At 71.9% G+C, this 24,695-nt stretch carries 23 protein-coding genes; 15 read left to right on the top strand and 8 right to left on the bottom strand.

What is annotated here, in order from left to right; translation table 11 throughout:
* Nucleotides 1-129 precede the first annotated feature (129 nt).
* Together AC5L35_RS01960 and AC5L35_RS01955 are read right to left on the bottom strand one after the other, a co-directional pair.
* Complete coding sequence (locus tag AC5L35_RS01960; protein WP_495057758.1) at nt 130-1,635, bottom strand: carboxyl transferase domain-containing protein; 1,506 nt, start codon at nt 1,633-1,635, stop codon at nt 130-132.
* 5 nt (nt 1,636-1,640) lie between these two features.
* On the bottom strand, nt 1,641-2,843 hold the full coding sequence (locus AC5L35_RS01955; RefSeq protein WP_495057757.1) for a CaiB/BaiF CoA transferase family protein: 1,203 nt from the start codon (nt 2,841-2,843) through the stop codon (nt 1,641-1,643).
* A 119-nt stretch (nt 2,844-2,962) separates the two neighbouring features.
* Here AC5L35_RS01955 and AC5L35_RS01950 point away from each other — a divergent pair, with 119 nt between their 5' ends.
* Nucleotides 2,963-3,673 (top strand): FadR/GntR family transcriptional regulator, encoded by a 711-nt coding sequence (locus AC5L35_RS01950; protein ID WP_495057756.1) that lies wholly within the window; start codon nt 2,963-2,965, stop codon nt 3,671-3,673.
* A 10-nt stretch (nt 3,674-3,683) separates the two neighbouring features.
* Here the strand turns inward: AC5L35_RS01950 and AC5L35_RS01945 are convergent, their stop codons facing one another.
* Complete coding sequence (locus tag AC5L35_RS01945; RefSeq protein ID WP_495057755.1) at nt 3,684-4,682, bottom strand: pyridoxal-phosphate dependent enzyme; 999 nt, start codon at nt 4,680-4,682, stop codon at nt 3,684-3,686.
* Between the two features lie 123 nt (nt 4,683-4,805).
* Here AC5L35_RS01945 and AC5L35_RS01940 point away from each other — a divergent pair, with 123 nt between their 5' ends.
* The 6 genes from AC5L35_RS01940 (at nt 4,806) to AC5L35_RS01915 (ending at nt 10,816) form a co-directional block, all read left to right on the top strand.
* Nucleotides 4,806-5,294 (top strand): DUF5709 domain-containing protein, encoded by a 489-nt coding sequence (locus tag AC5L35_RS01940; protein ID WP_495057754.1) that lies wholly within the window; start codon nt 4,806-4,808, stop codon nt 5,292-5,294.
* Nucleotides 5,295-5,344: 50 nt separating this feature from the next.
* A complete protein-coding gene (locus tag AC5L35_RS01935) occupies nt 5,345-6,286 on the top strand; it encodes a LysR family transcriptional regulator (protein ID WP_495057753.1) in 942 nt (313 codons plus the stop codon).
* 84 nt (nt 6,287-6,370) lie between these two features.
* Nucleotides 6,371-7,663 carry an FAD-dependent oxidoreductase gene (locus AC5L35_RS01930; RefSeq protein WP_495057752.1) on the top strand — a complete coding sequence of 431 codons (1,293 nt, stop codon included), beginning with the start codon at nt 6,371-6,373 and terminating at the stop codon, nt 7,661-7,663.
* Between the two features lie 77 nt (nt 7,664-7,740).
* Complete coding sequence (locus AC5L35_RS01925; protein WP_495057751.1) at nt 7,741-9,087, top strand: MFS transporter; 1,347 nt, start codon at nt 7,741-7,743, stop codon at nt 9,085-9,087.
* Nucleotides 9,084-10,364 carry an aconitase X gene (locus AC5L35_RS01920; RefSeq protein WP_495057750.1) on the top strand — a complete coding sequence of 427 codons (1,281 nt, stop codon included), beginning with the start codon at nt 9,084-9,086 and terminating at the stop codon, nt 10,362-10,364. The genes AC5L35_RS01925 and AC5L35_RS01920 overlap by 4 nt, the downstream gene beginning before the upstream one ends.
* A complete protein-coding gene (locus AC5L35_RS01915; protein ID WP_495057749.1) occupies nt 10,361-10,816 on the top strand; it encodes an aconitase X swivel domain-containing protein in 456 nt (151 codons plus the stop codon). Before AC5L35_RS01920 ends, AC5L35_RS01915 begins: the two co-directional genes overlap by 4 nt.
* A gap of 90 nt (nt 10,817-10,906) precedes the next feature.
* On the opposite strand, the gene AC5L35_RS01910 is transcribed toward AC5L35_RS01915, so the two are convergent.
* The 5 genes from AC5L35_RS01910 to AC5L35_RS01890 form a co-directional block, all read right to left on the bottom strand.
* Nucleotides 10,907-12,625 carry a thiamine pyrophosphate-requiring protein gene (locus AC5L35_RS01910; protein WP_495057748.1) on the bottom strand — a complete coding sequence of 573 codons (1,719 nt, stop codon included), beginning with the start codon at nt 12,623-12,625 and terminating at the stop codon, nt 10,907-10,909.
* A gap of 34 nt (nt 12,626-12,659) precedes the next feature.
* Nucleotides 12,660-13,364, bottom strand: a complete 705-nt coding sequence (locus tag AC5L35_RS01905; RefSeq protein ID WP_495057747.1) for an alpha/beta fold hydrolase — start codon at nt 13,362-13,364, stop codon at nt 12,660-12,662.
* A 233-nt stretch (nt 13,365-13,597) separates the two neighbouring features.
* Nucleotides 13,598-13,873: a muconolactone Delta-isomerase family protein gene (locus tag AC5L35_RS01900; protein ID WP_495057746.1), complete on the bottom strand. Its 276-nt coding sequence runs from the start codon at nt 13,871-13,873 to the stop codon at nt 13,598-13,600.
* Nucleotides 13,874-13,921: 48 nt separating this feature from the next.
* Nucleotides 13,922-15,058 (bottom strand): cobalamin-independent methionine synthase II family protein, encoded by a 1,137-nt coding sequence (locus tag AC5L35_RS01895; protein WP_495057745.1) that lies wholly within the window; start codon nt 15,056-15,058, stop codon nt 13,922-13,924.
* 54 nt (nt 15,059-15,112) lie between these two features.
* The gene (locus tag AC5L35_RS01890) at nt 15,113-15,784 is read right to left on the bottom strand and encodes a GntR family transcriptional regulator (protein WP_495057744.1); all 672 of its coding nucleotides are present in this window, start codon (nt 15,782-15,784) and stop codon (nt 15,113-15,115) included.
* Between the two features lie 225 nt (nt 15,785-16,009).
* Between AC5L35_RS01890 and AC5L35_RS01885 the strand changes: the two genes are divergently transcribed.
* The 8 genes from AC5L35_RS01885 (at nt 16,010) to AC5L35_RS01850 (ending at nt 24,648) form a co-directional block, all read left to right on the top strand.
* Nucleotides 16,010-16,756 (top strand): 4-carboxy-4-hydroxy-2-oxoadipate aldolase/oxaloacetate decarboxylase, encoded by a 747-nt coding sequence (locus tag AC5L35_RS01885; protein ID WP_495057743.1) that lies wholly within the window; start codon nt 16,010-16,012, stop codon nt 16,754-16,756.
* Nucleotides 16,749-17,921 (top strand): DODA-type extradiol aromatic ring-opening family dioxygenase, encoded by a 1,173-nt coding sequence (locus AC5L35_RS01880; RefSeq protein WP_495057742.1) that lies wholly within the window; start codon nt 16,749-16,751, stop codon nt 17,919-17,921. Before AC5L35_RS01885 ends, AC5L35_RS01880 begins: the two co-directional genes overlap by 8 nt.
* 43 nt (nt 17,922-17,964) lie before the next feature.
* Entirely contained in the window at nt 17,965-19,308 is a 1,344-nt protein-coding gene (locus AC5L35_RS01875) for a Rieske 2Fe-2S domain-containing protein (RefSeq protein ID WP_495057741.1), read from the top strand.
* A gap of 196 nt (nt 19,309-19,504) precedes the next feature.
* Nucleotides 19,505-21,124 (top strand): ABC transporter substrate-binding protein, encoded by a 1,620-nt coding sequence (locus AC5L35_RS01870; protein WP_495057740.1) that lies wholly within the window; start codon nt 19,505-19,507, stop codon nt 21,122-21,124.
* 67 nt (nt 21,125-21,191) lie between these two features.
* The gene (fdxA, locus tag AC5L35_RS01865; RefSeq protein ID WP_495057739.1) at nt 21,192-21,536 is read left to right on the top strand and encodes a ferredoxin; all 345 of its coding nucleotides are present in this window, start codon (nt 21,192-21,194) and stop codon (nt 21,534-21,536) included.
* A 16-nt stretch (nt 21,537-21,552) separates the two neighbouring features.
* Nucleotides 21,553-22,596, top strand: a complete 1,044-nt coding sequence (locus tag AC5L35_RS01860) for an ABC transporter permease (RefSeq protein WP_495057738.1) — start codon at nt 21,553-21,555, stop codon at nt 22,594-22,596.
* A gap of 16 nt (nt 22,597-22,612) precedes the next feature.
* Nucleotides 22,613-23,521, top strand: a complete 909-nt coding sequence (locus AC5L35_RS01855) for an ABC transporter permease (protein WP_495057737.1) — start codon at nt 22,613-22,615, stop codon at nt 23,519-23,521.
* The gene (locus AC5L35_RS01850; RefSeq protein WP_495057736.1) at nt 23,518-24,648 is read left to right on the top strand and encodes an ABC transporter ATP-binding protein; all 1,131 of its coding nucleotides are present in this window, start codon (nt 23,518-23,520) and stop codon (nt 24,646-24,648) included. Before AC5L35_RS01855 ends, AC5L35_RS01850 begins: the two co-directional genes overlap by 4 nt.
* Nucleotides 24,649-24,695: the final 47 nt, after the last annotated feature.

Genomic DNA, 24,695 nt, shown 5'->3' with positions numbered 1-24,695 from the left:
CTACAGAAGGTCGATTCATCCCCCATGTTTATGGCACGACGAACTGTGGGCCAATCCGGTTCAATCCTGCTTCATCGGCGCAGCGGATCCCCGGAACTGCTGAGCACCGGCCGGCGGTTCCGACCGGTGTCAGGCAGGCAGCCCCAGACGCCGCAACCGATCCACCCGGGCCGTCAGGCGGGCTCCGTCCGTGGGTCGCAGCCGGCGTACCTCCGCCTCGATCGCCGCGGCGATGCGCCGGCTGAACGCACCCGGCTCGACCGCGGCGTCCGGGAGTTCGGGGACGACGGTGTCGACGGCGCCCGCACGGTGGAGGTCACCGGCCCGCACTCCCTGCAGCTCCGCAACCTCGGGTGCGCGGGACGCGTCGCCGTGCAGGATCGCGGCGGCGCCCTCCGGCGGCAGGGGGGCGAGCCAGGCGTTGCCCGCTGCGACCACCCGGTCTGCGGGCAGCAGGGCCAATGCCCCTCCGCCGGTGCCCTGCCCGAGCAGCACCGACACCGTCGGTACCGGCAGGTCGATGAGGTCGGCGATGCAGCGCGCGATCTCGCCTGCGAGGCCACCCTCCTCGGCGGCGGGGCCCAGGGCGGCGCCCGGGGTGTCGATCATCGTGACCAGCGGCAGCCGCAGGTCGGTGGCCAGCCGCATCCCCCGGCGGGCGACGCGCAGGTCGGCCGGGCCGAGCGGGGTGCGGGCCTGGGCGCCCCGGTCCTGCCCGAGCAGCACGCAGGGCTGCGCGCCGAACCGGGCCAGCGCGAGCAGCAGCCCGTCGCTCGCCTCTCCCTCCCCGGTACCGGCCAGTGCGAGGTGGTCGACCGTGGCCAGCCGCAGCACGTCGTGGACGCCGGGCCGGTCGGGCCTGCGGGTGGCGGTGATCGCCTGCCAGGCCGTGGGCTCGGGCGCCACCGGCCGCTGTGACGGGGGGAGGGCCGGTGGCGTTCCCGGCTGGGGAGGGTCCAGGAGCGCGAGTACGTGCGCGACGACCCCGGCGAGGTCATCCGGCGCCAGCACCGCGTCGACGAGCCCGTGGGCGTGCAGGTTCTCCGCGGTCTGCACGCCGGACGGGAACCGCTCGCCGTGCAGGGCGGAGAAGACCTTCGGACCGAGGAAGCCGATCAGCGCGTGGGGTTCGGCGACCGTCATGTGGCCGAGGGAGCCCCACGAGGCGAACACGCCGCCGGTGGTGGGGTGGCGCAGGTAGACCAGGTAGGGCAGGCCCGCCGCCTTGTGGGCGGTCACGGCGGCGGTGATCGTCGCCATGCGCAGGAACGCGAGGGTGCCCTCCTGCATGCGCGTGCCGCCGGACGCGGTGGCGGCGAGCAACGGCAGCCGTTCGGCCGTGGCGCGTTCGATAGCCCGGACGAGCCGCTCCGACGCGGCCACCCCGATGGAGCCGCCGAGGAAGGTGAACTCGCTGCAGAGCACGGCGACCCGGCGACCGTCGATGCGGCCTTCCCCGGTGATCACGGACTCGTCGGTGCCGCTGCGGGCACGGGCGGCCGCCAGCTCGGCGAGGTAGTGCGGGTCGGTCGACACCGCGACCGGTGGCGAGTCCCAGCTGCGGAACGACCCGGCGTCGAGCACCGTGGCGATCAGGGCGTCCGCCCCGGTGGATGCCGCCCCGGTGGATGTCACGGCGGTCATTGTCGTGCCCCCTCGCCCGGGACGGCCGGGTCCAGGCCGAGCTCGGCGCGCAGCGCGGGGCCGTGCTGGTCGAGGGTCGGCGGGGCGCTGTGGCTCCGGCGCGGCCGTTCCCGGTCGTCGCCGTCGAAGAACCGCAGCGGGGGACCGGGGAGGGTGAGCCGGCCGAGGGTGGCGTGCTCGACGTCGACGAGCAGGCCCTGGCTGGCGGTCTGGTCCCACGCGTAGACCTCGTCGATCGAGCGGAGCCGGCCCGCCGGCACTCCCGCGCGGGCGAGGCGGACCAGCAGCGCGTCGGGCTCGTCCTCGGCGAAGGCGTCCTCGACGACCTTGCGGACGAGGTCGGGATGGCGGACGCGGTCGCCGTTGGTGCGCAGCCCCTCGGCGGCGGGGTCGAGCCCGAACTCCGTGCACAGCCGTCGCCACAGGCCCTCGCTGCCGCAGGAGATCTGGACCGCGCCCTCCTTGCAGTGGAACAGGCCGTAGGGGGAGATCGACGGGTGGTGGTTGCCGCGGGCCTGGCCCACCTCACCGGCGACCGTCCAGGCCGTGCCCTGGAAGCCGTGCACGCCGACGACGGCCGCGAGCAGCGAGGTGCGGACCACCGTGCCGACCCCCGTCCGGTCGCGCTCGCGCAACGCGGCGAGCACCCCGTACGCGCCGTACATACCCGCGAGGATGTCGGCGATCGGCACCCCGACGCGCTGCGGATCACCCGGACCCGACCCGGTGACGGACATCAGCCCGGCCTCGCCCTGCGCGATCTGGTCGTAGCCGGCGCGGCCGCCCTCGGGCCCGTCGTGGCCGAAGCCGGAGATCGACAGGACCACGAGGCGCGGGTTGAGCCGGTGCAGCTCCTGGATCCCGAACCCGAGCCGGTCGAGCACGCCGGTGCGGAAGTTCTCCACCAGCACGTCGGCGCGGCGGACGAGGGAGACGAGGGCGGCGTGCCCCTCGTCGGACTTGAGGTCGAGCGCGATCGACTCCTTGTTGCGGTTGGCCGACAGGAAGTAGGTCGACTCCACGCCGTGCTCGGCGTCGCCGACGAAGGGAGGTCCCCAGCCCCGGGTGTCGTCGCCGCCCGCGGGCGTCTCGATCTTGATGATGCGCGCTCCCAGGTCGCCCAACATCATCGTCGCGTGCGGGCCGGCCAGGGCTCGGCTGAGATCGATCACGGTCAGGCCGTCGAGCGGGGCGGACATGCGGTGCTCCCTCGTGTCGGTGCGCGCCGAGGCCTCGAGGAGAGGTCTGGTGGCTCAGTGGACTAGCCAATAAGAGGAATATACTCCTGCCCACCCAGCATGTGGAGGAGCCGATTCCTGTGCCCGCTGCACCGAAGCGCGGTCAGTCCTTGCGCCCCTTCAGCCGGCCGCGGCTCTACGAGCAGCTGGTCGAGCGCCTGCTCGACCACATCAGCGCCGAGGGTCTCCAACCCGGTGACCGGCTGCCGCCGGAGCGTGAGCTCGCGGCCCAGCTCGCGGTGAGTCGCGCCTCGGTGAGCCAGGCCCTCATCGCGCTGGAGGTGCAGGGCGTCATCGACGTGCGCCACGGCGACGGAGCGGTGATCCTCGACGTCCCTCCGCGCCAGCAGGTGCTCGCCGCGCTGGACGCCCGGCGTAACCAGCTCCGCGAGGTGATCGAGGCCCGGGAGGCGCTGGAGGTGCAGCTGGCGGCACTGGCCGCCCAGCGCCGCACGGAGGTCGACCTCGCCGCGATCGACGGCGCCCTCGACGACATGGCCCGCGAGGTCGCCCGGGGCGGTCGCGGCGTGAGCGGGGACGAGCGCTTCCACGCCGCCGTCACCGCGGCCGCACACTCCGGGCTGCTCGCGGACCTGATGGTGAAGATCTCCGAACTGGTGCGCGAGAGCCGCATCGAGTCGCTCTCCCAGCCGGGACGCCCGGAGCAGTCGCTGGCCGGACACCAGACGGTGGCCGACGCGATCCGTTCGGGCGACGCCGCCGCTGCCGCGGCCGCGATGGGCGCCCACATCGCCGCGGTGTCGGACGTGGCGCTGCTGCGGAAGAGCTGAGTCCGAGGGCTCAGCCCGGCGCTGCGGCGGTGAGGCCGCCCGCGGCGTGCGTGAGTGCATCCGGATGGCCGAAGAACCCGGGCAGGCCGCCGGAGTGCAGGAAGACGGTCTGCCGGCCGCGGACCACGGTGCCGTCGGCCACGGCGGCGGCCAGGCCGGCCATCGCCCGCCCGGTGTAGATCGGGTCGAGGAGGAGACCCTCGGTGCGCGCGGCCATCGTCAGCGCGGCGCGCGCGGGTTCCGTGAAGTGGCCGTAGCCGGGGCCCACCAGGTCGCGGCGCAGCCACAGGTCCTCGCCCCGGTGGTCCTGCACGGTCAGGCCCCCGACGAACTCGGCCACCCGGTCGGCCGGGTCGGGGACGGCGCCGGAGTCGACACCGAGCACCCTGGCCGGCCCGAGCGCGTGCACCAGGCCGGCCATCGTGGCGCCCGAGCCCACGGCGACCACCACCTGCGCCAGGTCGGGGAGCTGGGCCTCGAGCTCGTTGCCGCACTCGACGTAGCCGCGGGCGCTGAGGGAGCTGGAGCCACCGAACGGGATCACGGCGGGCACGCCACCGCGCTCGCGCACGTCGTCGGCCACCGCCAGGGCCCGCTCGTCCAGGGCCCGGTCGTCCACGTCGCCCGCCCACACCACGGCGGCGCCGAGCAGGCCGTCCAGCGCGAGGTTCCCCGTGGCCGCCGCCGCGGGCGCCCCGGCGAGCACCAGGACGACGTCCAGCCCGAGCCGGGCGCCTGCGGCCGCCGTCAACCGGGCGTGGTTGCTCTGGGCGGCGCCCGTGGTGACCAACGTGGTCGCGCCGGCGGCCAGCGCCTCGGCGCACGTCCACTGCAGCTTCCTGACCTTGTTGCCGCCGCCGCCCGGTCCGCCGAGGTCGTCACGCTTGATCCACAGGTCCGCCGGCTCCAGCCCGAGCCGCACGGCCAGCCGGGGCGCCGGTTCCACGGGCGTGGGCCAGCTGCCCAGCATCACGGGTTCGAGCTGCCCACCTGTCGGCTCCGCCGCCATCGCCCACCTCCGTCGACTCGTGCTGTGCTCGTGGCATCGTCGCACCGGACCGGTCGTACCCGCCGTCCGACGAGCGGCCGGACCTGGCAGGCTGGGTGGCTGACCTGGTCCCTGGAGGGTGACGTGAGCAGCGACGACGACCGCACGGACGGTTACGACAACGACTCCGGGCTGCTCGAGCCCGAGGACAGCCTCGACGACCGCGGCGTGGCGGACGTGCTCGACGAGGGCTACTCGCCGCCGGAGCGCCCGCTCGGGCTCGACGAGTGGGGCACCACCCCGCGGGAGGAGCACGAGGGCGAGAGCCTCGACCACCTGCTCGCCCGGGAGGTGCCCGACAGCGCCGACCCCGAGTGGGACGGCCTCGGCGACACCAGCGACACCGACGGCGAACTGCTCGACGACGAGGTCGGCGACGTCCGTTCCGGGCGGCTCGTGGCCACGGACAACGGCGGGAGCTTCGACGAGGACGAGGAGCTCTTCGCACAGGACATCGGCGTCGACGGGGCCGCGGCCTCCGCGGAGGAGGCAGCGGTCCACATCGTCGCCGACCGCGACTCCGACGACGACTCCGACGTGGACGACGACGGGGACCTGCGCCCGGGACGGTGACGCCGCCCGGGTGCCGCCGGGACGGCGCCCCAGCCGGTTATGGTCGAACCGTGGCGAGGCCTCCCTCCGCCCGGCTGGCGAACCTGGACCTGAACCTGCTGGTCGCGCTCCGTGAGCTGATCCGCGAGCGCAACGTCACCCGCGCCGCGGCTCGGATCGGTGTCTCCCAGCCGGCTGCGAGCGCGTCGCTGTCGCGGCTGCGCCGCCACTTCGACGACGACCTGCTCGTCCGCGGCCGCGGCGGGTACGTGCTCAGCCCGCTGGCGATGCAGCTCGCCGACCAGGTCGAGGCGGTGTGCGCCGCCGCCGAACGGCTCTTCGCCACCGGCACGTCCTTCGACCCCGGCTCCACCCGCCGCGAGTTCACGCTCCTCATGGCCGACTACACGGTGGCGGTGCTCGGCAGGAGGCTGTCGGCCGAGCTGGCCACCCGGGCCCCTGGCATCGACCTCCACGTCCGGCTCGTCCGCGAGGCCTTCTCGGCGGACGCCGCCACCACCATCCGGCTCATCGACGGCATGATCGCGCCTCCGGTGCGGGGCTTCGACCTGCCGGGCGTCCGGTCGGTCGAGCTGTTCGGCGACCGCTGGGTCTGCGTGGTCGACACGGCCAACCCGCACGTCGGCGACGAGCTGAGCCTCGAACAGCTGGCCGGGATGTGCTGGGTGGCCCCGTTCCAGCCCGACCGCGGTTTCCCGGGTGCCGCTCCGCTGAGCCGGCAGCTGTTGTTGTTCGGCATGCAGCCGCGGATCCGGGTCCGGGTGGAGAGCTACCAGGCGGTGCCGTACTTCGTGGCGGGGACCGACCGGGTGGCGCTCCTGCAGGAACGGCTCGCCCGGCAGGTGGCGCAGCGGCTCGGTCTGCGGGTGCTGCCCTGCCCGGGAGAGCCCGAGCCCATCGTGGAGAAGTTCTGGTGGCACGCCGACCTGGACGGCGACCCGGCCCACCGCTGGTTCCGGGAGACGCTCGTCGACCTCGCCGCGGACCCGTGACCACGGTGTATAGCTCCGGTTGATGACGTGGCAGCCCGATTCTCTATTTCCTCGCCCCGGCGGTGGCTGCCTAGCGTGTGATCCATGCCGCACCCCCTCACCGACCTCGAGGTCCGGACCGTCACCAAGCAGGCCGGAACCGTCGGGCACGACGTCAGCGCCGACGTCTGCGTCATCGGCGCAGGCATTGCCGGGATCTCCGCCGCCGTGGAGTCGGCCCGGCTGGGACGGCGGGTGGTGCTCGTCGACGCGCTGCCCGTGCTCGGCGGCCAGATGGTCAACTCGCTGATCGGACTGTTCTGCGGTGTCTTCGGCAACGCCCCGGAGCACCACCAGCTCACCCACGGCGTCTTCGACGACATCTTCCGCGACCTCGACGTCACCGGTGACCTCTACTTCCGCCGCCACCACACCACCGTCGTCGGTTACGACGAGGTGGCGCTCGGCCGCTGGGTGGAGAACACGGTGGCCGCGCTCGACATCACGGTGATCACGGGCGCGGTGCTCGCCGGCGTCACGCGCGACGACGAGCGGGTCCGGGCGGTCCGGCTCGGCACCCGCTACGGCACGGTCGAGGTGACCGCCACCGGGTTCGTCGACGCCAGCGGCGACGCCTCGCTCGTCTGGGAGGCCGGGCTGCCCTGCCACCTGCCGGAGCGGGAGATCTACGGCTCGCAGCAGCTCGTCGTCGAGAACCTCGACGAGAACCACCGGCCCGACCCCCAGGATCTGGCCGCCCGGGTGGCAGAGAAGGCCGAGCAGTACGGGCTGCGCCGCCGCGACGGCCTCGCGTTCTTCTTCCCGGGCCGGGGCAGCGCGGTGCTCAACATGACCCACATCGAGGCGCCGCTGGACCCGATGGGAGCGTCGCGCGCGCAGCTCGAGGGCAAGGCGCAGGCCGACCGGGTGGTGGCGTTCCTGCGCGCCGAGTACCCGGAGGTGTTCGGTAAGGCGCGGGTACGGGCCTACGGGTTCCCCGGCAGGCGCCAGACCCGTTGGGTGCAGGCCGTGCACCAGCTCACGACCGAGGAGGTGCGGGCCGGCACGCGCTTCCCCGACGCGGTCGCGCGCACCGCGTGGCCGATCGAGCTGCACGACAGCCCGCAGGGTTACGTCTGGGAGACCTTCGGCCCCGAGCACGTGCACTACGTCCCGCTGCGCTCGATGACGCCGCCCGGCGTGCACAACCTGCTCGTCGCTGGCCGCTGCGTCGACGGCGACGCGGCCGCGCTCTCGAGCGTCCGCGTGATGGGTCCGTGCGCGGCGATGGGTGCAGGCGCGGCGCACGCGCTGGCGCTGGCGGGCGCGAACGGCAGCGTGCACGAGATCGACCACGCCGAGCTCGCGGGCAGGGTGTCGCACAACCTCGACGGCTGATCCCGACCCGCACGGACAGGTTGCCGGCGCGCGGCCTCCCGTCCTCACGCTCCCACCACATTCCCAGGAGGCCGGCGATGACGCTGTCCGAAGATCGACGCACCACCATCACCGAGGCAGACGAACGACGATCCGCGCGGGGCGGGGCGTTCTCGATGTTCGTCGACAGCTTCGACGTCTACCTCCCCGCGCTGGTCCTGCCCGCAGCCATGGCGTACTTCATGCCTGCCGACCTGCCCGCGCCGCTGCGGGCGACGATGACCACGGTGCTGTTCACCGTCGGCCTGCTGGGACGCCCGATCGGCAGCGTCATCTTCGGCAACCTGTCCGACCGGATCGGACGCAAGCGGGTCACGATGATCAGCGGGTGGGGCTTCACGGTCGTCACCCTGCTCATGGGCCTGATGCCCGGCTATCCGCAGTGGGGCTACGCCTCGATCGTCGTGTTCGCCCTGCTCCGGCTCATCGGCGGGATCTTCCTGGCGGGCGGGTACGCCGCGCCGATCCCGCTCGCGCTGGAACAGGCGCACGTGTCGCGGCGGGGGTTCGTCGGCGGGCTGATCGGCATCGGCGCGCCCGCCTCGTTCCTCGTCATGAACGCGCTGCTGCTCGGCGTGCTCGAGGGGGTGCCGCAGGACAGCTTCCTGACGTGGGGCTGGCGGATCCCGTTCTTCCTCGGGGTCGTGCTCGGCCTGGTGTACCTGTGGCACTACCGCAAGGTCGTCGAGGACGACTCGGTGTACGCCGAGCGCCGGGGCGAGACCCGGCGCCAGCCCGTGGTCGAGCTCTTCACCGAGCACCGGGCCCTGATCACCAGCGTCTTCCTGTTCACCTGCGGCTACTGGTTCGCCACGCAGATGTCGGTGTCGTTCCTGCCGACCCTGATCGTGCAGGTGCTCGGACACAGCGCGCAGCTGAGCAGCACGCTGGAGATCATCGCCTCCATCCTGACCATCGGCATGATCCTGGTGCTCGCCGCCGTGGGGCAGCGGATCGGCCGCCGCGCGCTGCTGATGCGCTGGGCGCTGGTAATGGCGTTCGTCGTCGCCGCCGCGTTCCTGCTGCTCGCGCTGACCGCGGGGACCGCGACGCCCGCCTGGGTCGTGGGGGTGCTCTACGTGATCGCCAAGGTGATCCCGTCGGCGCCGCTGGGCGTGATCCTCGTCTACCTCAACGAGCGCTTCCCGGCGTCGGTGCGTGCCAGCGGCTACGGCATCGGCTACATGTTCGGTTTGATCCTGCCCGGCCTGTACAGCGTCTGGCTGCTCGCGCTGAGCACGATCATGCCCTACGAGTTCGGTCCGGTGGTCCTCATCCTGGGCGGCGGGCTGCTGATGTTCGCGGCGGTGCGGAAGGGACCGGAGACCAACCCGGTGGGGCGGGACGCCACCACGGCCACGACAGCGAAGGAGGCCACCGCATGATCCTCACCGACGAGGAGAAGGGCATGCGCGACGGCGCCGAGGGCCCGGCCGTCGCGGCGGCGATGGACCTGCTGGTCCGCTACGGCGAGGCGCTCGACGCCGAGCGGTTCTGCGACACGCGCAACGTGGCGGGCACGACCACCCAGCCCTCTCCCGCGAAGGCCCGGCTCGTGGCCGAGGGAGGCTGGAACCGGGCGTTCGCGGTGATCAACCTCGACCACGACGAGCCGCTCGAGATCCCCGACATGAAGGTGCCGACCTGCCAGCTGCAGCACGGGTTCGGCCCCGACTCCGTGGGCACGGTGCCCTACCCGAAGGAGTTCGTGGAGCTGCAGACCGACGCCGAGGCGTTCTACGGGCGCCGCGGCGTCAACATCCTCGCCACCTGCACGCCCTACCAGGTGGGGAACCTCCCGGTGCGCGGCGAGCACATCGCCTGGATGGAGTCCTCCGCCGTCGTCTACGCCAACTCGGTGATCGGCGCGCGCACCAACTGCGAGGGCGGAGCGTCCACCGGTGCCGCGAGCCTGACGGGCAAGATCCCGTGCTGGGGCAACCACCTCACCGAGAACCGGTACGGGACCCACCTCGTGCACGTCGACGGCCCGGTGCGGGACTTCATGGACTGGGGGATGCTCGGCTACTTCGTCGGCGACGTCGTGCAGGACCAGCGCCCCGTCGTCGTCGGCGACTACGCCCACCCCGACCTGGTCGACCTCAAGCACTTCGGGGCTGCCGCCGCGTCCTCGGGCGGGGTCGAGCTGTACCACGTGCCCGGTATCACCCCGGAGGCCCCGACCGTCGAGGCGGCATTCGGTCCCGCGGCCGTGCCGGAGGCCGTGCGCTACGGGCCCGCGGAACGGCGCGCGATGTACGAGACGCTGAACAACCAGGGCACGTCCACCGACGTCGATTTCGTCCTGCTCGGCTGCCCGCACGCCTCGGTCGACCAGATCCGGGCGGCCGCGAGGGCGCTCGACGGGAAACGCCTGCACTCGGGAACCCAGCTGTGGATCATGGCGCCGCGGGCCCTCAAGGACGTCGCCGACCGCAGCGGCTACACCGCCGTGATCGAGGCGGCAGGCGGGAAGATCCTCGCGGACTCCTGCCCCGCGATGTCGCGCACCGCACCGGCAGGCACGAAGGTCTTCGCCACCGACTCGGCGAAGCAGGCGCACTACCTGCCCGCGATCCTCGGCATCGAGGCGTGGTTCGGCACGCTCGAGGACTGCGTCGCCGCCGCCGTCACCGGCCGCTGGACGGGGGAGCTGCGATGAGCTCCGACGCCGCGTCCCCCGGGATCACGGCTCCACGGGCACCGTTCGTGCTGCGCGGGCGCACGGTCGTGCCCGGGATCGTGGAGGGGGAGGCGCTCGTCTCGCACGAGACGATCTCCGGCTGGGGCGGGATCGACCCCGCCACCGGCACGATCATCGAGCGCCGTCACGAGCTCCACGGGGTCTGCTTCACCGGCAAGATCCTGGTCTTCCCCGGCGCGAAGGGCTCGTCGGGCTGGTCCGGGTTCTTCCAGACCACCCGCCTGCTGGGCACCGCGCCGATCGGGATGATCTTCACGGTGACCACCACCAAGGCCGCGCTGGGCGCGGTGGTCACCCGGGTCCCGGCGCTCACGGACCTCGACCAGGACCCGGTCGCGCTGATCCGCACCGGCGACCACCTGCACCTGGACGCGACAGCAGGCCAGGTACACGTGACCCCACCCCCCTGAGCCCAGCCCCGGAAACCCCCGGAGGGGGTTCAGGAAAGCCACTTTCCTGCCCTGTGCGGGCCTGAAAGTGGCTTTCCTGAACCGGGGCCGTCAGGTGCACTCCACATCGATCAGGGCGTGCCGGCGTTCGTCCTGCACCGTGCGCAGGGCGCGGTGCAGGGCAGGCACCAGTTCCGCGCGCTGCGTGACGCGCAGGCCCAGTCCTCCGGACGCCTCGGCGTAGGCGGCGAACCGGGGCGCCGGGTCCAGCCGGGCGAGCGGGGACAGCTCCGGGGCGGACGCGGCGTGGCCGTCCGGGTACATGCGCGTGGCCGACGACTGCACCGCGCCCCAGTGCGCGTTGGTGCAGACGATCGTGAGGACCGGGAGGTGATGCATGGCCATCGCCTGGTGGCAGGCGGCGGGGTTGGCGAAGAGGTAGGCGCCGTCGCCGAGGGTCGCGATCACGGTGGTGGCCGGCCGGGCGAGCTGGAAGCCCATCGCAGCAGGCAGCCCCCAGCCGAGCCCGCCGGCCGGTGGGGTGCCGAAGTACGTGCCGGGCTCGGTGGAGCCGAGCATCTCGGGGGAGGCCCAGTACTCGTTGACGACCACGGCGTCGGAGGGGCGTACCTGCGCGAGCGCCGCGTTCAGGAAGGCCTTGGTGATCGGCCCGTCGGTGGTCGTCCCGTCGCTGGGTGTCTCCGTCTCGAGCACGCGGGCGCGCGCCTCGCGCCAGCCGCTCACCCTGGCGGCCAGCCGCTCGGCGCGGGTCGGGTCGACCGTGCGCTCGGACAGCGCGGCGATCAGCGCGGTCAGCAGCGCGGTGGTGTCGGCCGTGATCGTCAGGTCGGTGCGGTGCGTGCGCATCGGGTAGCGGGTGAAGCTGGGGTCGGGCCCGCACTGCACCACCACGGCGTCCTCGCGCGGGGCCGTGGAGCCCTGGATCCACGGGACGTCCAGGTCGAGCACGCAGACCACGTCGGCGTCGGGCAGCACGGTGCCCACCGCGTACCCGGCGTGCAGCGGGTGGTCGGCCGGGACGTTGACGTGCCGCACGCCGGTCTCGACCACGGCGATGCCGAACCGCAGGCAGAGCTCCGCGAGCAGGGGCACGGCGTGGCGGTCGGCGCCGGCGTCCCCGGTGACGAGGAGCGGGAACTGCGCGGTGGCGAGGTGGTCGGCGAGCCGGGCGACGACCGCCGGATCGGGGTGCGCGACGGTCGGTGGCGCGGGAGCGGCGCCGGGCTCGCCGCTGAAGACCGGCCCGGCCAGCACCTCCCGCGGCAGCGACAGGTAGACCGGCCCGCGCGGCTGGGTGGTGGCGACGTCGAGCGCCCGGTCGACGACGTCCAGCACGTGGGCGCCGTCGCGCAGCTCGTAGTCCCACTTCACGAGCTCCCGCAGCATCCCGGCCTGGTCGAACATCTCCTGCGCCCAGTGGATGGGGGCGTCCCTGGCCCCGAGCATCGAGTGCTCGAAGAGCGGTGTCCGGCCCGCGGTGAGCAGCACCGGGACCCGGCTGCGGGCGGCGTTGAACACCGCGCACACCGCGTTGGCGGTGCCGACGCTGGTATGCAGCATGACCGCCTGCACCCGCCCGTCGCCGAGGTAGGAGCCGTGCGCCATCGACACCGCGAGGTTCTCGTGGGCGCAGACGACCACCTCCGGCAGGTCGAGCCCGGAGTCCTTGCGGCGGGCGTATGCCTCCACGAGTGACGCGAAGTCGGTGCCGCTGTTGACGAACAGCCGGTCGACGCCCCGCCGGCGCAGCTGCACCAGGAAGGCCTCGGCCACCGTCTCGGCGGTCTGGGTGGGTGCTGGCAACTCCATCGTTGCTCTCCCGGTCTCGTGCTCGGTTGGGTCGTCAGTCCGCCGTGTCGATGAGGATCTTGGCCAGGGCCTCCGGGGCCGTGACCATCGCTTCGTGCCCGGTGGGCAGGCTGACCACGGGCCAGCCGGCGCTCTCGGCCCGCTCTCCGTGGGCACGGAAGACCCGCATCCAGTCGGTGCATTCCACGAAGGTGGCCGCGACGTCCTGCTGGCGGCCGGTCAGGGCGAGCGGCTGCGTGTAGGTGCGCCAGGGGTGCGGTGTCAGCCGGGGCGTCAGCCATTCGACGTCGGCCTGGTCGGTGACCCCGAGGGCCTGCAGCGACCGCACCGGGATGAGCCACCCGAAGCCCGGGCCCGCCACCGATTCGCGGTAGTGCCCGGCGACCTGCGCGGGCAGCAGGTCGATGGCGGCCTCGCCGTCCTCGCCGACGAACGCGTCGAGGTACACGCGGCGCCGGATCGCCTCCGGTCGCTCGTCGGCGACCCCGGTGACCACCTGACCCGCGTAGCTGTGGCCGACGAGAACGACGTCGGACAGGCCTTCGGCGTCGAGCAGCGCGACGACGTCGCGGACGTGGGTGTCCAGGCCGACCGCGGGGCCGAGCAGGTGGGCGCGGTCGCTGACCCCGGTGAGGGTGGGGGCCAGCACCTCGTGGCCTGCACTGCGCAGGTGTGCCGCCACCCGGCGCCACACCCAGCCGCCGTGCCAGGCGCCGTGCAGGAGGACGAACGTGCTCACTGCGTTGCCTCCCCGCTGTCAGCAGTCATGGGGTCCTCGTCTCTCGCGGCGGCGTCCCGTGCACACAGATCGTCAGCATAGTTGTTGCCGAGATTGTTAACAATCGCTGCGCCGGGTCGTCCAGGGGAAAGGTCGAAGCCGAGGAGGTCGCGATGCTCGCCGGGCCGTGGGGGTGGCCCGGCGAGCACCGCGGCCCTCCTGGCGATCAGGGGAGCGGGTTCACCGGCGGGGGGTCACTGCTCCTGCGGGTGGGTGGCGACCGCCTCGACCGTGATGTCCATCCACGGGAACATCGGCAGCGAGGCCAGGAGGTCGTGCAGTTCCGTGGCGTCGGTGCTCTCGTACAGCCCGATCGTCGCGTTGCGGCCCGGTACGCGCCACAACCGCTTGAGGTTCCCGGCCGCCCGCAGCTCGTCGGCCCGGGCCCGTTCCCCCTTCTTCAGGCGGTTGCGCTCCTCGTCGGGGGTGTCCGGGGGCAGGCGGTTCTCCGCGCGGACCAGGAACTCCATGTCGTGCCTCCTACAGTCGGATGATCGCCGGGTCGGTCTCGGTGATCGTCACCAGAGCTTCGCGGACGCGATGGCCGCGCCCTCGGTGAGCGAGCGGAGCTTCTCCCAGGCCAGCTCGGGCACGACGCCGCCCCAGCCGGCGAAGGTGCCGAAGCCGCAGTCGGTGCCTGCCATGACCCGCTCCCGCCCGACGATGTCGGTGTAGCGCAGGATGCGCTCGGCGACGAGCCCCGGGTGCTCCACGAAGTTGGTGGTCGTGTCGATCACACCGGGAGCGAAGACCTTGTCGTCGGGGATCTTGGCCGCGGCCCACCCGGCCCAGTCGTGCCCGTGGCGGGGGTTGGCCGCCTCGCACAGGATGGTGCCGGGCTTGGCGCGCAGCACCACGTCGGCGATCTTCTCCACGGCGATGTCGAACGTGTGCGGGCCCTCGTAGTTGCCCCAGCACAGGTGGATGCGGCTGCGGTCGGACGGGACGTCGCGCAGCGCGTGGTTGAGCACCTCGACGAGCACCTCCGCGCGGGCGAGGAACTCCTCGTCGGAGAGGTGCTTGTACTTGTTGTGCCGGCCCATCCCGAGGTCGGGGGCGTCGATCTGGAGGTCGAAACCGGCCGCGACGATCCGGTCGTACTCCACCTTGAGCGCGTCGGCGATCGCGTTCAGGTAGGTGTCCTCGTCGGGGTAGTACTCGTTGGGCTGGAACAGCGCGGTGATGCCCGGCGACGGGGCGTTCATGAAGGCACCGGCGACGTTCACGGCCTCCGTGGCGGCCTTGAGCGTGGCGAGGTCGGTCTCGAGGGGGCCGAAGTTCTCGTACGTGATCGGACCGCGGCAGATCGGGCGCAGGTAGGCCACCGTGGCCCCCGAGCGGTGCAGCTGCTCCTTGTAGTCCGGGTACGCGTCGAGGTCGGCCGGGGTGGCGCGCGGCGCGTCGCCGATCTCGAACCCGCTCATCCGGTGCCGGATGTAGGTGGCGTATCCGATCTTGCTCATCTCGCCGTCGCTGACCACGTCGATACCGATCTCGGCCTGCCGGCGCACCTGGTCGTGCACCGCCGACTCGATCGTGGCCGCGAGCGCGGTCTCGTCGACCGGTTCCCCTCGGTCGCTCGCATTGATCATCGCCAGCAGGTCCGCGGGTCGCGGCAGGCTACCGACGTGCGTCGTGCGGATGCGATCGGACATGTTCCGGCCTCCTCGTTGAGTACTCGGGCAGGTGTTCGGTCGAACCGTCGTCGCTCACCACTGATGCAGGTTCGCGTCGAGCTGGTGGAGCGCCTCGACGACGCTCAGCAGGTGGGAACGCATCGTCTGCTCGGCGACGTCCGGGTCGCCGCTGCAGACGGCCTCGATCACCTGCAGGTGCTCCTCGAGGCCCACCGAGGGGCGCCCGGGCAGCAGCGCGATCGTGTAGTGGTAGCGCACGCTCTGCGTGCGCAGCCGGTCGAGCATGCGGCCTGCTGTCTCGTGGCCGGACAGATCGCGGACGGCGCGGTGGATCTGCTGGTTGATGCGGCTGTAGGCCACCACGTCGGAGCTCTCGACGGTGACCCCGAGCTCGGTGCCGAGCTCGCGCAACGCCCGGCGGTCGTCCGACGTGGCCTTGGCCGCGGCCTTGGCGGCGCACAGTCCTTCGACCACCGCGCGCGCCTCGGTGATCTCCACGGCTTCCTCGAGCGAGATCGGGCGCACCCGCGCACCGCGGTTGCGCTCGCGCTCGACGATGCCCTCGTTCTCCAGCTGCGCGAGGGCGGAGCGGACAGCACCCCGGGACGCGTCGTACAGGGCGACCAGGTCGGCCTCCGGGAGCCGTTGCCCCGGGGCGAACCGGCCCTGCATGATGCCGTCACGGACCGCACCCACCACCACAGCGACCGCGTCGCCTGTCGCAGTTCCTCCGCCTGCGGTCATGCAGGTCCTTTCGCCCCGGCGCCGTCCCCGCTGACCGGCGCCCCGAAGTACGAGAGTAACTGGCAACCAGATTGTTAACAATCTGGTTGCCACTGACGGGTGCCGGAGATATGGTCCACAGACTGATCCCGACGCCAGGAGGCACAGGCACATGGGTTCATCCGTCAGAGGCGACGGGCCGACCGTGCGGTGCGCCCAGCAGGATTTCCCCAGGAGCGGAGCGCGGTGAGCAGGCCAGAGGTGAACGGGCACGTCGTCGTCCGCAGCGATCTCGCCCCCGACGTCGACGCGGTGGCGCAGCTGGGCCGCCAGGGCGTGGCCACGGTCCACGAGGCGCAGGGCAGGCGCGGTCTGCTGGGTCCGGAGATCCGGCCCGTGCAGGACGGCGCCGCGATCGCCGGGCGCGCCGTCACCGTGCTGTCCCACCCGGGCGACAACCTGATGCTCCACGCCGCCGTCGAGCAGTGTCGGCCGGGCGACGTGGTGGTCGTGTCCACCACGTCGGAGTCCACCGACGGCATGTTCGGTGACCTGCTCGCGGTCTCGATGCGCAGCCGCGGGGTGATCGGCCTCGTCACCGGCGCCGGCGTCCGCGACGTCGCCGACCTGCGCCGGATGGGCTTCCCGGTCTGGACGCGCGCGGTCAGCGCGCAGGGCACGGTGAAGGCGAGCCCCGGTTCGGTGAACGTGCCGGTGGTCGTGGGCGGCACCCTCGTGGAGCCGGGCGACGTCGTGGTCGCCGACGACGACGGCGTGGTCGTCGTTCCCCGCACCCAGGCGCCCACGGTCGCCGCCGCGGCCGAGGAGCGGCTGCGCAACGAGGCCGACAAGCGCGCCCGGCTCGCCGCCGGGGAGCTGGGCCTGGACATGTACGGGCTGCGCGCCGACCTCGAACGACTGGGTGTCCGCTACGTGGACGGCCCCACCGACGACACCGCCTCCGGGCTTCCGGAGGGAGTGCTCCATGGCTGAGATCGTCGCGGCCGCCGCTGCGGTGCACGCCCCGCAGCTGTTGAGCCGCCCGCCCCACGAGGACCCGGCCAAGCTCGACGGCAGCACCGACGCGCTGCGCCGCTTCGGCCAGGTACTCGACGACACCCGCCCGGACGCGCTGCTGGTGATCGGCATCGACCACCTCGAGACGTTCTGGCTGGAGGCGGTGCCCACCTTCACCCTCGTCCTCTCCCCGGAGGCCGAGGCCCACTACATGCAGCAGGAGCGGCGCGTCCCGGTGCACACCGGGCTCGCCACCCACCTGCTGCACGGTGTGGTCAGCCGCGACATCGACCTCACCTACTCGCAGGAGGCCAAGCTCGGGCACGCGTTCCTCACGCCGTTCGAGCACGTGCTGGGCGACCGGGACATCCCGGTGATCCCCCTGCTGGTCAACGCCTACCTGCCGCCGCTGCCCAGCCCGCGCCGCTGCTTCGCGCTCGGCAAGGCGATCGCGGAGTCGCTCGCCGACCGCCCGGAGCGCGTCGCCGTGCTCGCGAGCGGCGGGATGTCCCACTTCCCCGGCACCGCCCGCTACACCGCGCCGCAGTTCTCGTTCGACGAGTGGGTGCTGCAGGAGGTGGCCGCGGGCCGCTACGAGGAACTGCTGGACCTCACGCCCGTGCAGCTCGACGAGGTGGGCGAGAGCGAGCTGCTCACCTGGTTCGTCATGCTCGGGATCCTCGCCGGATCCGGCGCCGCGGTGCCCGGTTCGCTGCTGTCCTACCAGCACCTGAGCCACCACGGCCACGGTGTCGTGCAGTTCGTTCCTCCGGTGGCAGCCGGCACCGAGCCCACCGTCGACGAGCCGCTGGCGAGCCCCGTGCCCAGGCACGGCGGCTACGAGTTCACCTCCACCGACTTCATCTACTACCGATTCCCGGAGCCGGCGAGCTTCCCGCTCAACCGCCTCCTGCACCGCGTCATCACCGACGAGGAGCTCCGCAGCGAGTTCGTCCGCGACCCGGGGGCCGTGGCGGCGAAGGCCGACCTCACCGACGAGCAGCGCGCGGCGCTGCTGGCCGACGGCTTCGACACGCTCACCGAGGTCGGCGCCCATCCGCTGCTCGCGCTCTCCGCCCGCCAGGTGGCCCTGCTGGAGCAGCAGCGCCAGGAAGCCGCCGCCGCGGTGAGCACCATCTGATCTTCCCGACCAGATCCACCACCACTCTGGAGAGAGGCCGACGATGCTGTCAGCACAGGACAACGAACTCCTGACCCGTGTGGGGCCCGGAACTCCGATGGGCGAGCTGCTGCGCCGTTACTGGACGCCCGCTCTGCTGGTCAGCGAGCTGCCGGCGCCGGACAGCGACCCGGTACGGGTGCGGCTGCTGGGTGAGGACCTGGTGGCGTTCCGCGACACGAACGGCCGGGTCGGGCTGATCCAGGAGAACTGCCCGCACCGCGGTGCGTCGCTCTACTTCGGACGCAACGAGGAGTGCGGGCTGCGCTGCCCGTACCACGGCTGGAAGTTCGACGCCGACGGCGCGTGCGTCGACATGCCCAGCGAGCCGCCGAAGAGCGTCTTCAAGGACAAGGTGAGGGCCACGGCCTACCCGACCCACGAGTCGGGCGGCATCGTGTGGACCTACATGGGGCCGGCCGACAAGATCACCCCGTTCCGCGACTTCGGCACGGAGTCCCTCGAGCCCGACCAGGTCGCCGCCACCAAGCTCAACACCCCGTGCAACTGGGTGCAGGCGATGGAGGGCAACCTCGACACCTCGCACATCTCCTGGCTGCACCAGTGGGACGGCGTCGACGACATCCCCGACGACGGCAGCGACAAGCCGGGCTACCCGAGCAACGCGATGTCGTGGAAGTTCTGGAAGCACGACCGCGCGCCGCGGCTGGAGATCGAGGACACCTGGTACGGGTTCAAGTACGTCGGTATCCGCGACACGCCCAACGGGCACAAGCACGTGCGGATGAGCGCGTTCGTCTTCCCGTACAACACGGTGATCGCGTCGGTGCCGTTCAGTACCCAGCACGGCCTGTTCGTGCCGATCGACGACCACAACACGTGGCGCTACAGCTTCTCCACGCGCGTCAACCCCGGCCTGCAGGAGGTCGGCGGCACCAACCTCTTCGCGCTGAGCCCCTTCGAGTTCGGGCCGGCCGAGGTGGGCCGCAACGGGATCATCCCGCGGCGCTACACCGCCGAGAACGACTACGGCATCGACCGCGAGGAACAGCGCAACGTCACCTACTCCGGCGTCCGTGAGTTCATCAGCCAGGACTTCATGGTCACCGAGTCGATGGGCCCCATCTACGACCGCAGCCAGGAGCGGCTGGGCACCTCCGACAAGGCGATCATCCGGATGCGCCGCCTGCTGATGGCCGCCGCCAAGTCGGTGGCCGATGGCGGTGAACCGCCCGCGGTCGCCCAGCAACTCGACTACAAGAGCATCCGCTCGGCGGAGAAGATCCTCGAACCGGACGAGGACTGGCGGGCGCTCGGCACCGCCGACGACCCGATGGTGCAGAAGTACGACGCCGGCAACGCCCGCGTGCCGGTCGCCGGTTCCTGATCGCCCCGGCCGCCGCCCCGTCAGGGGCGGCGGCCACCGGGGGCCGTCCGGCTCCCGCCTGTCGTCCGCCGCTCATCCCGGCGCCGCTCGTCGACGTTCGCTGTTCTGATCAGTCGCTGTTCCTGATCTGTCGCTCGTCCTGATACGCCGCTCTTTCTGCTAGATCGCCATTCCTGACACATCGAGGTGTTCTGAGATGCGATTGCGATGTCGCGCGTCCCGTGTCGTCGCCGCGGTGGCGCTCGCGTGCTGCGCGGTGCTGCTCGGCGCGTGTGGGGCGGCCAACCGGGAGGCGGTGTCGGCCGGTGCGCTGCAGGCCCGCGATCCCTACGGTGCCGACCTCGCCACGGAGGGCACGCCCCGCCGCGGCGGCACCCTGACCCTCGGGATGGACCGGGAGGTCGTCAGCTTCGACCCCACGGTGCAGAACTCGAACATGGCCGCGCTGGCCGTGTACGACTCGCTGCTCAAGGTCGACCCGCAGGGCAAGGCCCAGCCGTATCTCGCGCAGTCGATGGACAGCGCCGACGGCGGACTGACCTGGCGCCTCGGGCTGCGGCCCGGCGTGCAGTTCACCGACGGCACCGCCCTCGACTCCGCCGCCGTGCTGGTCAACGTGCAGCGCCACATCGACAAGCTGTCCTCGCCTGCCCACGCCTTCGCCGCGAACATCGCGTCGATGCGGGCGGTGGACCCCCTCACCGTCGAGTTCACGCTGAAGGCCCCGCTCGGCGACTTCCCGGTGCTGTTCGCCCAGCCGATCACCTACGGCAGCCTCGGCATGATCATCTCGCCCGCGGCGCTGCAGCAGTACGGCGACGACATCGGGCGCCACCCGGTGGGCGCGGGCCCGTTCCGGTTCGTGGAGTGGATCCCCGACTCGCGGATCGTGCTCGCCCGCAACGAGAGCTACTGGCAGCAGGGCATGCCCTACCTCGACGGGCTCGAGTTCCGTCCGCTGCCCGACACCGAGACGCGCTACGCCTCGATCGAGAACGGTGACGTCGACCTCGTGTTCGGCGGGTACAACCAGGAACTCGTGCGGGCGAGCTCCAACCCCGGGTTGCGCGTGTACTACGGGCCCGGCAACGCCGGCGAGTACCTCTACTTCAACTTCAACAAGGCGCCGTTCAACGACCGCAGGATGCGCGAGGCGCTGATCAGCTCGCTGGATCTGAACGCACTGGCGGCGAGCCAGTACAGCGGCCGGCTCGTGCCGTCGACCAGCCTGTTCACCGAGGACAGCCCTTACCACACGGAGGCGGCGTCCCAGGCGTGGCCGAAGTTCGACCCGGAACGGGCGAAGCAGCTGATCGCCGAGTACAAGGCCTCGGGCGGCGACCCGACGTTCACCTTCAAGACGACCCAGGCGCGGGTGCCCTTCGGGGAGTTCATCCAGGCCCAGATGGCGGCCGTGGGCATCGACATGAAGGTGCAGTTCTACGACCTCGCGCAGTTCTCCTCCGCGGTGGTGCAGAGCAACGACTTCCAGCTCACCACCTGGGTCGGAGCCTTCGACGTGCCCTTCCCGGGCGCGACGCGGCTCCTGCACACCAGCGGCAACACCAACTACGGCGACTATTCCAACCCCCAGGTCGACGCCCTGCTCGACGAGGCCGCGCGAACCACCGACCAGGCGGTCCGGACCCACGCCTACCAGCAGGTCGAGCTGCTGGTGGGGCAGGACCTCTCGATGGCGTGGTTCAGCCGCAGTTACCTGTCCACGATCACCAAACCCGAGGTGAAGGGCATCGACCGCTACCCGTCACGGGACATGTTCTTCGCCACCACCTGGCTCGACCGCAACCCGAACTGAGCCCGCCACCGACTCGCGACCAGCACGCGCCCCCCGACAGGGCGCCCCACGAAAGGGGGCCAACGAGATGACCTACGTCATCGCCGAACCCTGCGTCGACCTGATGGACCGCAGCTGCGTCGACGTCTGCCCGGTCGACTGCATCTACACGGGTGACCGCAAGCTCTACATCAACCCCGCCGAGTGCATCGAGTGCGGCGCGTGCGAGCCGGAGTGCCCGGTGGACTCGATCGTGCTGGAGCAGGCGGCGTCCGGCACGGAGGCCACCCACATCTCCGACAACGCCGCGTTCTTCTACGACGTGCTCCCCGGCCGCGACGCCCCGCTCGGCGACCCGGGCGGCGCCTCGGTCATCGGACCGGTCGGGGTGGACACCCCGCTGGTGTCGGCACTCCCGGCGCGGGAGAGCTGAGCGCGCCGTGGCCGACATGACACTGACGTCGCAGGCCGGCCCGTCCCTGCCCGCCGGAGAGCCGGCTGCGCCGGGCACTCCGCCCCGCGCGGGCGGCAGCCGCCGCCCCGCCCTGCGCCGCATCCGCAAGCGGCTGGTGCATCTGCTGATCGTGCTGCTCGCCGTCACCTTCCTCTCGTTCGTGGTGGTCGACCTGCTCCCGGGCGACGCCGCGGTGGTCGTGGCGGGGGACAACGCGACCCCGGAGCAGGTGCAGCAGGTGCGGGAGGACCTGCAGCTCGACCGGCCGCTCCTGGTGCGCTACGTCGACTGGCTCGGCGGGGTGGTGACCGGCGACCTCGGCAGCTCGTTCCGCACCGGACAGCCGGTGGCCGAGGCGCTGGCCCAGCGGATACCGGTAACGTTCGAGATCACGATCATCGCGCAGCTTCTGGCGCTCCTGATCGCGATCCCGCTGGCGATCTACTCCGCCTACCGGCCGGGCCGGCTCGTGGACAGGGCATCGATGACGATCGGGTTCGGCGCCGCCGCGATGCCGACCTTCGTGTTCGGCATGGTGCTGATCGTGCTGTTCGCGGGCGGTGTCTCGAGCATCCTGCCGGCCACCGGCTACGTCGGGTTCTTCGAGGATCCGCTCGGCAACCTGAGATCGATCATCCTGCCGTGCCTGACGCTGATGATCGCCGAGGCGGCGGTCTACCGGCAACTGCTGCGCTCGGACATGATCTCGACGCTGCAGGAGGACTTCATCCTCATGGCCCGGTCCAAGGGTCTGAGTGCCCGCACGATCCTGCTCCGCCACGCGTTGCGGCCGTCGTCGTTCTCGCTGATCACGCTGTCCGGTGTGAACATCGGCCGCCTGCTGGGCGGCACCGTGATCGTCGAGACGCTGTTCGCCATCCCCGGGCTCGGCCAGCTGATCGTGCAGGCCGTGTTCAACCGCGACTACATGATCCTGCAGGGCGCGCTGCTGTTCGTCGCGGTCGCCTACGTCGTGATCAACATGCTGATCGACCTCCTGTACCTGGCCCTCGACCCGCGGGTGCGTAGAGATGCCTGAGACGACGACTCCGGGAATGACCCCCGACACGACCAGCGGCGACGCCGTCGCCACCCAGGTGCCGATCGCGACGATGGCGGCCAAGGGAAAGGGCAAGCGGATCCAGCGGGCCGGTCGCGCGCCGATCGGCTGGTACGTGGCGTGGGTGTGGCTGGGCGCGGTGGTTCTCTCCGCGGTGTTCGCTCCGCTGCTGCCGCTGTGGGACCCGGCGGTGCCCGACTACAACAACGTGTTCGGCGGGATCACACCCCAGCACTGGCTGGGCGGTGACACGCTGGGTCGCGACAACCTGTCCCGCGTCATCTACGGCGCGCGGGCGTCGCTGCTCGTCGGCATCTGCGCCGTCCTGCTCGGCGCGCTGGTGGGCGGCATCCTCGGGATGCTCGCCGGCTACTTCGGCGGCCGCACCGAGCGGGTGCTGGCGCTGGTCACCGACGTGGTGCTCGCGTTCCCCGGCCTGGTGTTCATCATCGCCCTGGTCGCCATCCTGGGCTCGAGCCTCGCCAACCTGATCATCGGCCTGGCGATCCTGTCGGTGCCCACGTTCATCCGGCTCAGCCGGGCCGCCACCCTGACCGTGGCGCAGCGGGAGTTCGTGCAGGCCGCGCGGGCGTACGGCTGCAAGCCGCTGCGGATCATCGCCCGGGAGATCGCACCCAACGTCGTACTCCCGGTGGCGGCGTACGGCTTCATCATGATCGGTGTCTTCATCGTGGTGGAGGGCTCGTTGAGCTTCCTCGGCCTCGGCATCCCGCCGCCCACGCCGAGCTGGGGCGGGATGATCGCCGGCGGCCGCACCGAGCTGCTCAACTTCCCGCACATCTCGCTGTTCCCTGCCGCGGTCATGTTCCTGACGGTGCTCTCGATCAACTACATCGGCGAGCGCACCCGCAAGCAGTTCGAGGTCAAGGAGAGCAACCTGTGACCGGCACGCGGAGCGAGACCCGGAACGGCCAGGGTGCCGCTGCGGCGGGCGATGTCCCGGACGGGGGCGACCTGCTCACGGCCGAGGACATCGTGGTGCGCTTCCACACCAAGAAGGGCGTGGTGCACGCCGTCGAGGGCGTGTCGCTGCGCCTGAAGGCGGGCGAGGTGCTCGCCGTGGTGGGGGAGAGCGGTTCGGGCAAGACCGTGTTCACCCGCCGTGCGATGGGCCTCATCAGCGGCGGGCGCGGCACCGAGGTGTCGGGCACCGTCACCTACGACGGCACCAGGATCAGCGAGCTGTCGGGCAAGCAGCTCTCGGCGTTCTGGGGCTCGGAGATCGCGCTGATCCTCCAGGACCCGATGACCTCGCTGAACCCCGTGAAGCGGATCGGCGCGCAGCTCACCGAGACGATCCTGCTGCACGACCGCGTCACGAAGAAGGAAGCGCTGGACCGGGCCGTCGAGCTGCTGCGCTCGGTGGGGCTGTCCGAGCCCGAGCGACGGGTGCGCCAGTACCCGCACGAGCTCTCCGGGGGGATGCGCCAGCGCGTGACGATCGCGATCGCGCTGTCCTGCAACCCGCGGCTCCTGCTCGCCGACGAGCCCACCACCGCGCTCGACGTCACCGTGCAGGCCCAGATCCTGGACCTGCTCGCCGACCTGCAGGCGCGCAGGCGGATGGCGATGCTGCTGGTCACGCACGACCTGCGGGTGGTGCGCAGCCGGTCGGACCGGATCGCCGTGATGTACGCGGGCCGCATCGTCGAGACGGCGCCCACCCCGGAGCTCTTCGCCGAGCCGAAGATGCCCTACACCGAGGCACTCATGAACGCGGTGCCGCCGGTCGCCGGGCCGAACCACGTCCGGCTCCAGGTGATCCCCGGCCGGCCGCCGGACCTCATCAACCCGCCCGCGGGCTGCAAGTTCAGCCCGCGCTGCCCCTACGCGCAGGACAGGTGTCTCACCGAAGAGCCGCCCCTGCGCGACGCCGGCTCGCCCGACCACCAGTACCGCTGCTGGTTCCCGGTGGGCAGCCCGGCCTGGGCCGAGGCCAAGGCCCGCAACATCGAGCGTGGGACGAGTGCCGCCGGCACACCCGTGACCGAGGAGATGGTGTTGACATGAGCCAGCAACGGAGCTGCTCATCCGGCCCGCCGGGAACGGCGGGACAG

Source organism: Pseudonocardia sp. OZ21, from assembly GCF_059359135.1.
This window is presented reverse-complemented; position numbering and strand designations above follow the sequence as displayed.

Excerpts from the sequence above, each read along its gene's own strand:
- AC5L35_RS01955 (WP_495057757.1), bottom strand. The coding sequence starts at position 2,843 with ATGTCCGCCCCGCTCGACGGCCTGACCGTGATCGATCTCAGCCGAGCC.
- AC5L35_RS01945 (WP_495057755.1), bottom strand. The coding sequence starts at position 4,682 with ATGGCGGCGGAGCCGACAGGTGGGCAGCTCGAACCCGTGATGCTGGGC.
- AC5L35_RS01930 (WP_495057752.1), top strand. The coding sequence starts at position 6,371 with ATGCCGCACCCCCTCACCGACCTCGAGGTCCGGACCGTCACCAAGCAG.
- AC5L35_RS01925 (WP_495057751.1), top strand. The coding sequence starts at position 7,741 with ATGACGCTGTCCGAAGATCGACGCACCACCATCACCGAGGCAGACGAA.
- AC5L35_RS01920 (WP_495057750.1), top strand. The coding sequence starts at position 9,084 with ATGATCCTCACCGACGAGGAGAAGGGCATGCGCGACGGCGCCGAGGGC.
- AC5L35_RS01915 (WP_495057749.1), top strand. The coding sequence starts at position 10,361 with ATGAGCTCCGACGCCGCGTCCCCCGGGATCACGGCTCCACGGGCACCG.
- AC5L35_RS01910 (WP_495057748.1), bottom strand. The coding sequence starts at position 12,625 with ATGGAGTTGCCAGCACCCACCCAGACCGCCGAGACGGTGGCCGAGGCC.
- AC5L35_RS01900 (WP_495057746.1), bottom strand. The coding sequence starts at position 13,873 with ATGGAGTTCCTGGTCCGCGCGGAGAACCGCCTGCCCCCGGACACCCCC.
- AC5L35_RS01895 (WP_495057745.1), bottom strand. The coding sequence starts at position 15,058 with ATGTCCGATCGCATCCGCACGACGCACGTCGGTAGCCTGCCGCGACCC.
- AC5L35_RS01890 (WP_495057744.1), bottom strand. The coding sequence starts at position 15,784 with ATGACCGCAGGCGGAGGAACTGCGACAGGCGACGCGGTCGCTGTGGTG.
- AC5L35_RS01880 (WP_495057742.1), top strand. The coding sequence starts at position 16,749 with ATGGCTGAGATCGTCGCGGCCGCCGCTGCGGTGCACGCCCCGCAGCTG.
- AC5L35_RS01875 (WP_495057741.1), top strand. The coding sequence starts at position 17,965 with ATGCTGTCAGCACAGGACAACGAACTCCTGACCCGTGTGGGGCCCGGA.
- AC5L35_RS01870 (WP_495057740.1), top strand. The coding sequence starts at position 19,505 with ATGCGATTGCGATGTCGCGCGTCCCGTGTCGTCGCCGCGGTGGCGCTC.
- fdxA (WP_495057739.1), top strand. The coding sequence starts at position 21,192 with ATGACCTACGTCATCGCCGAACCCTGCGTCGACCTGATGGACCGCAGC.
- AC5L35_RS01860 (WP_495057738.1), top strand. The coding sequence starts at position 21,553 with ATGACACTGACGTCGCAGGCCGGCCCGTCCCTGCCCGCCGGAGAGCCG.
- AC5L35_RS01855 (WP_495057737.1), top strand. The coding sequence starts at position 22,613 with ATGACCCCCGACACGACCAGCGGCGACGCCGTCGCCACCCAGGTGCCG.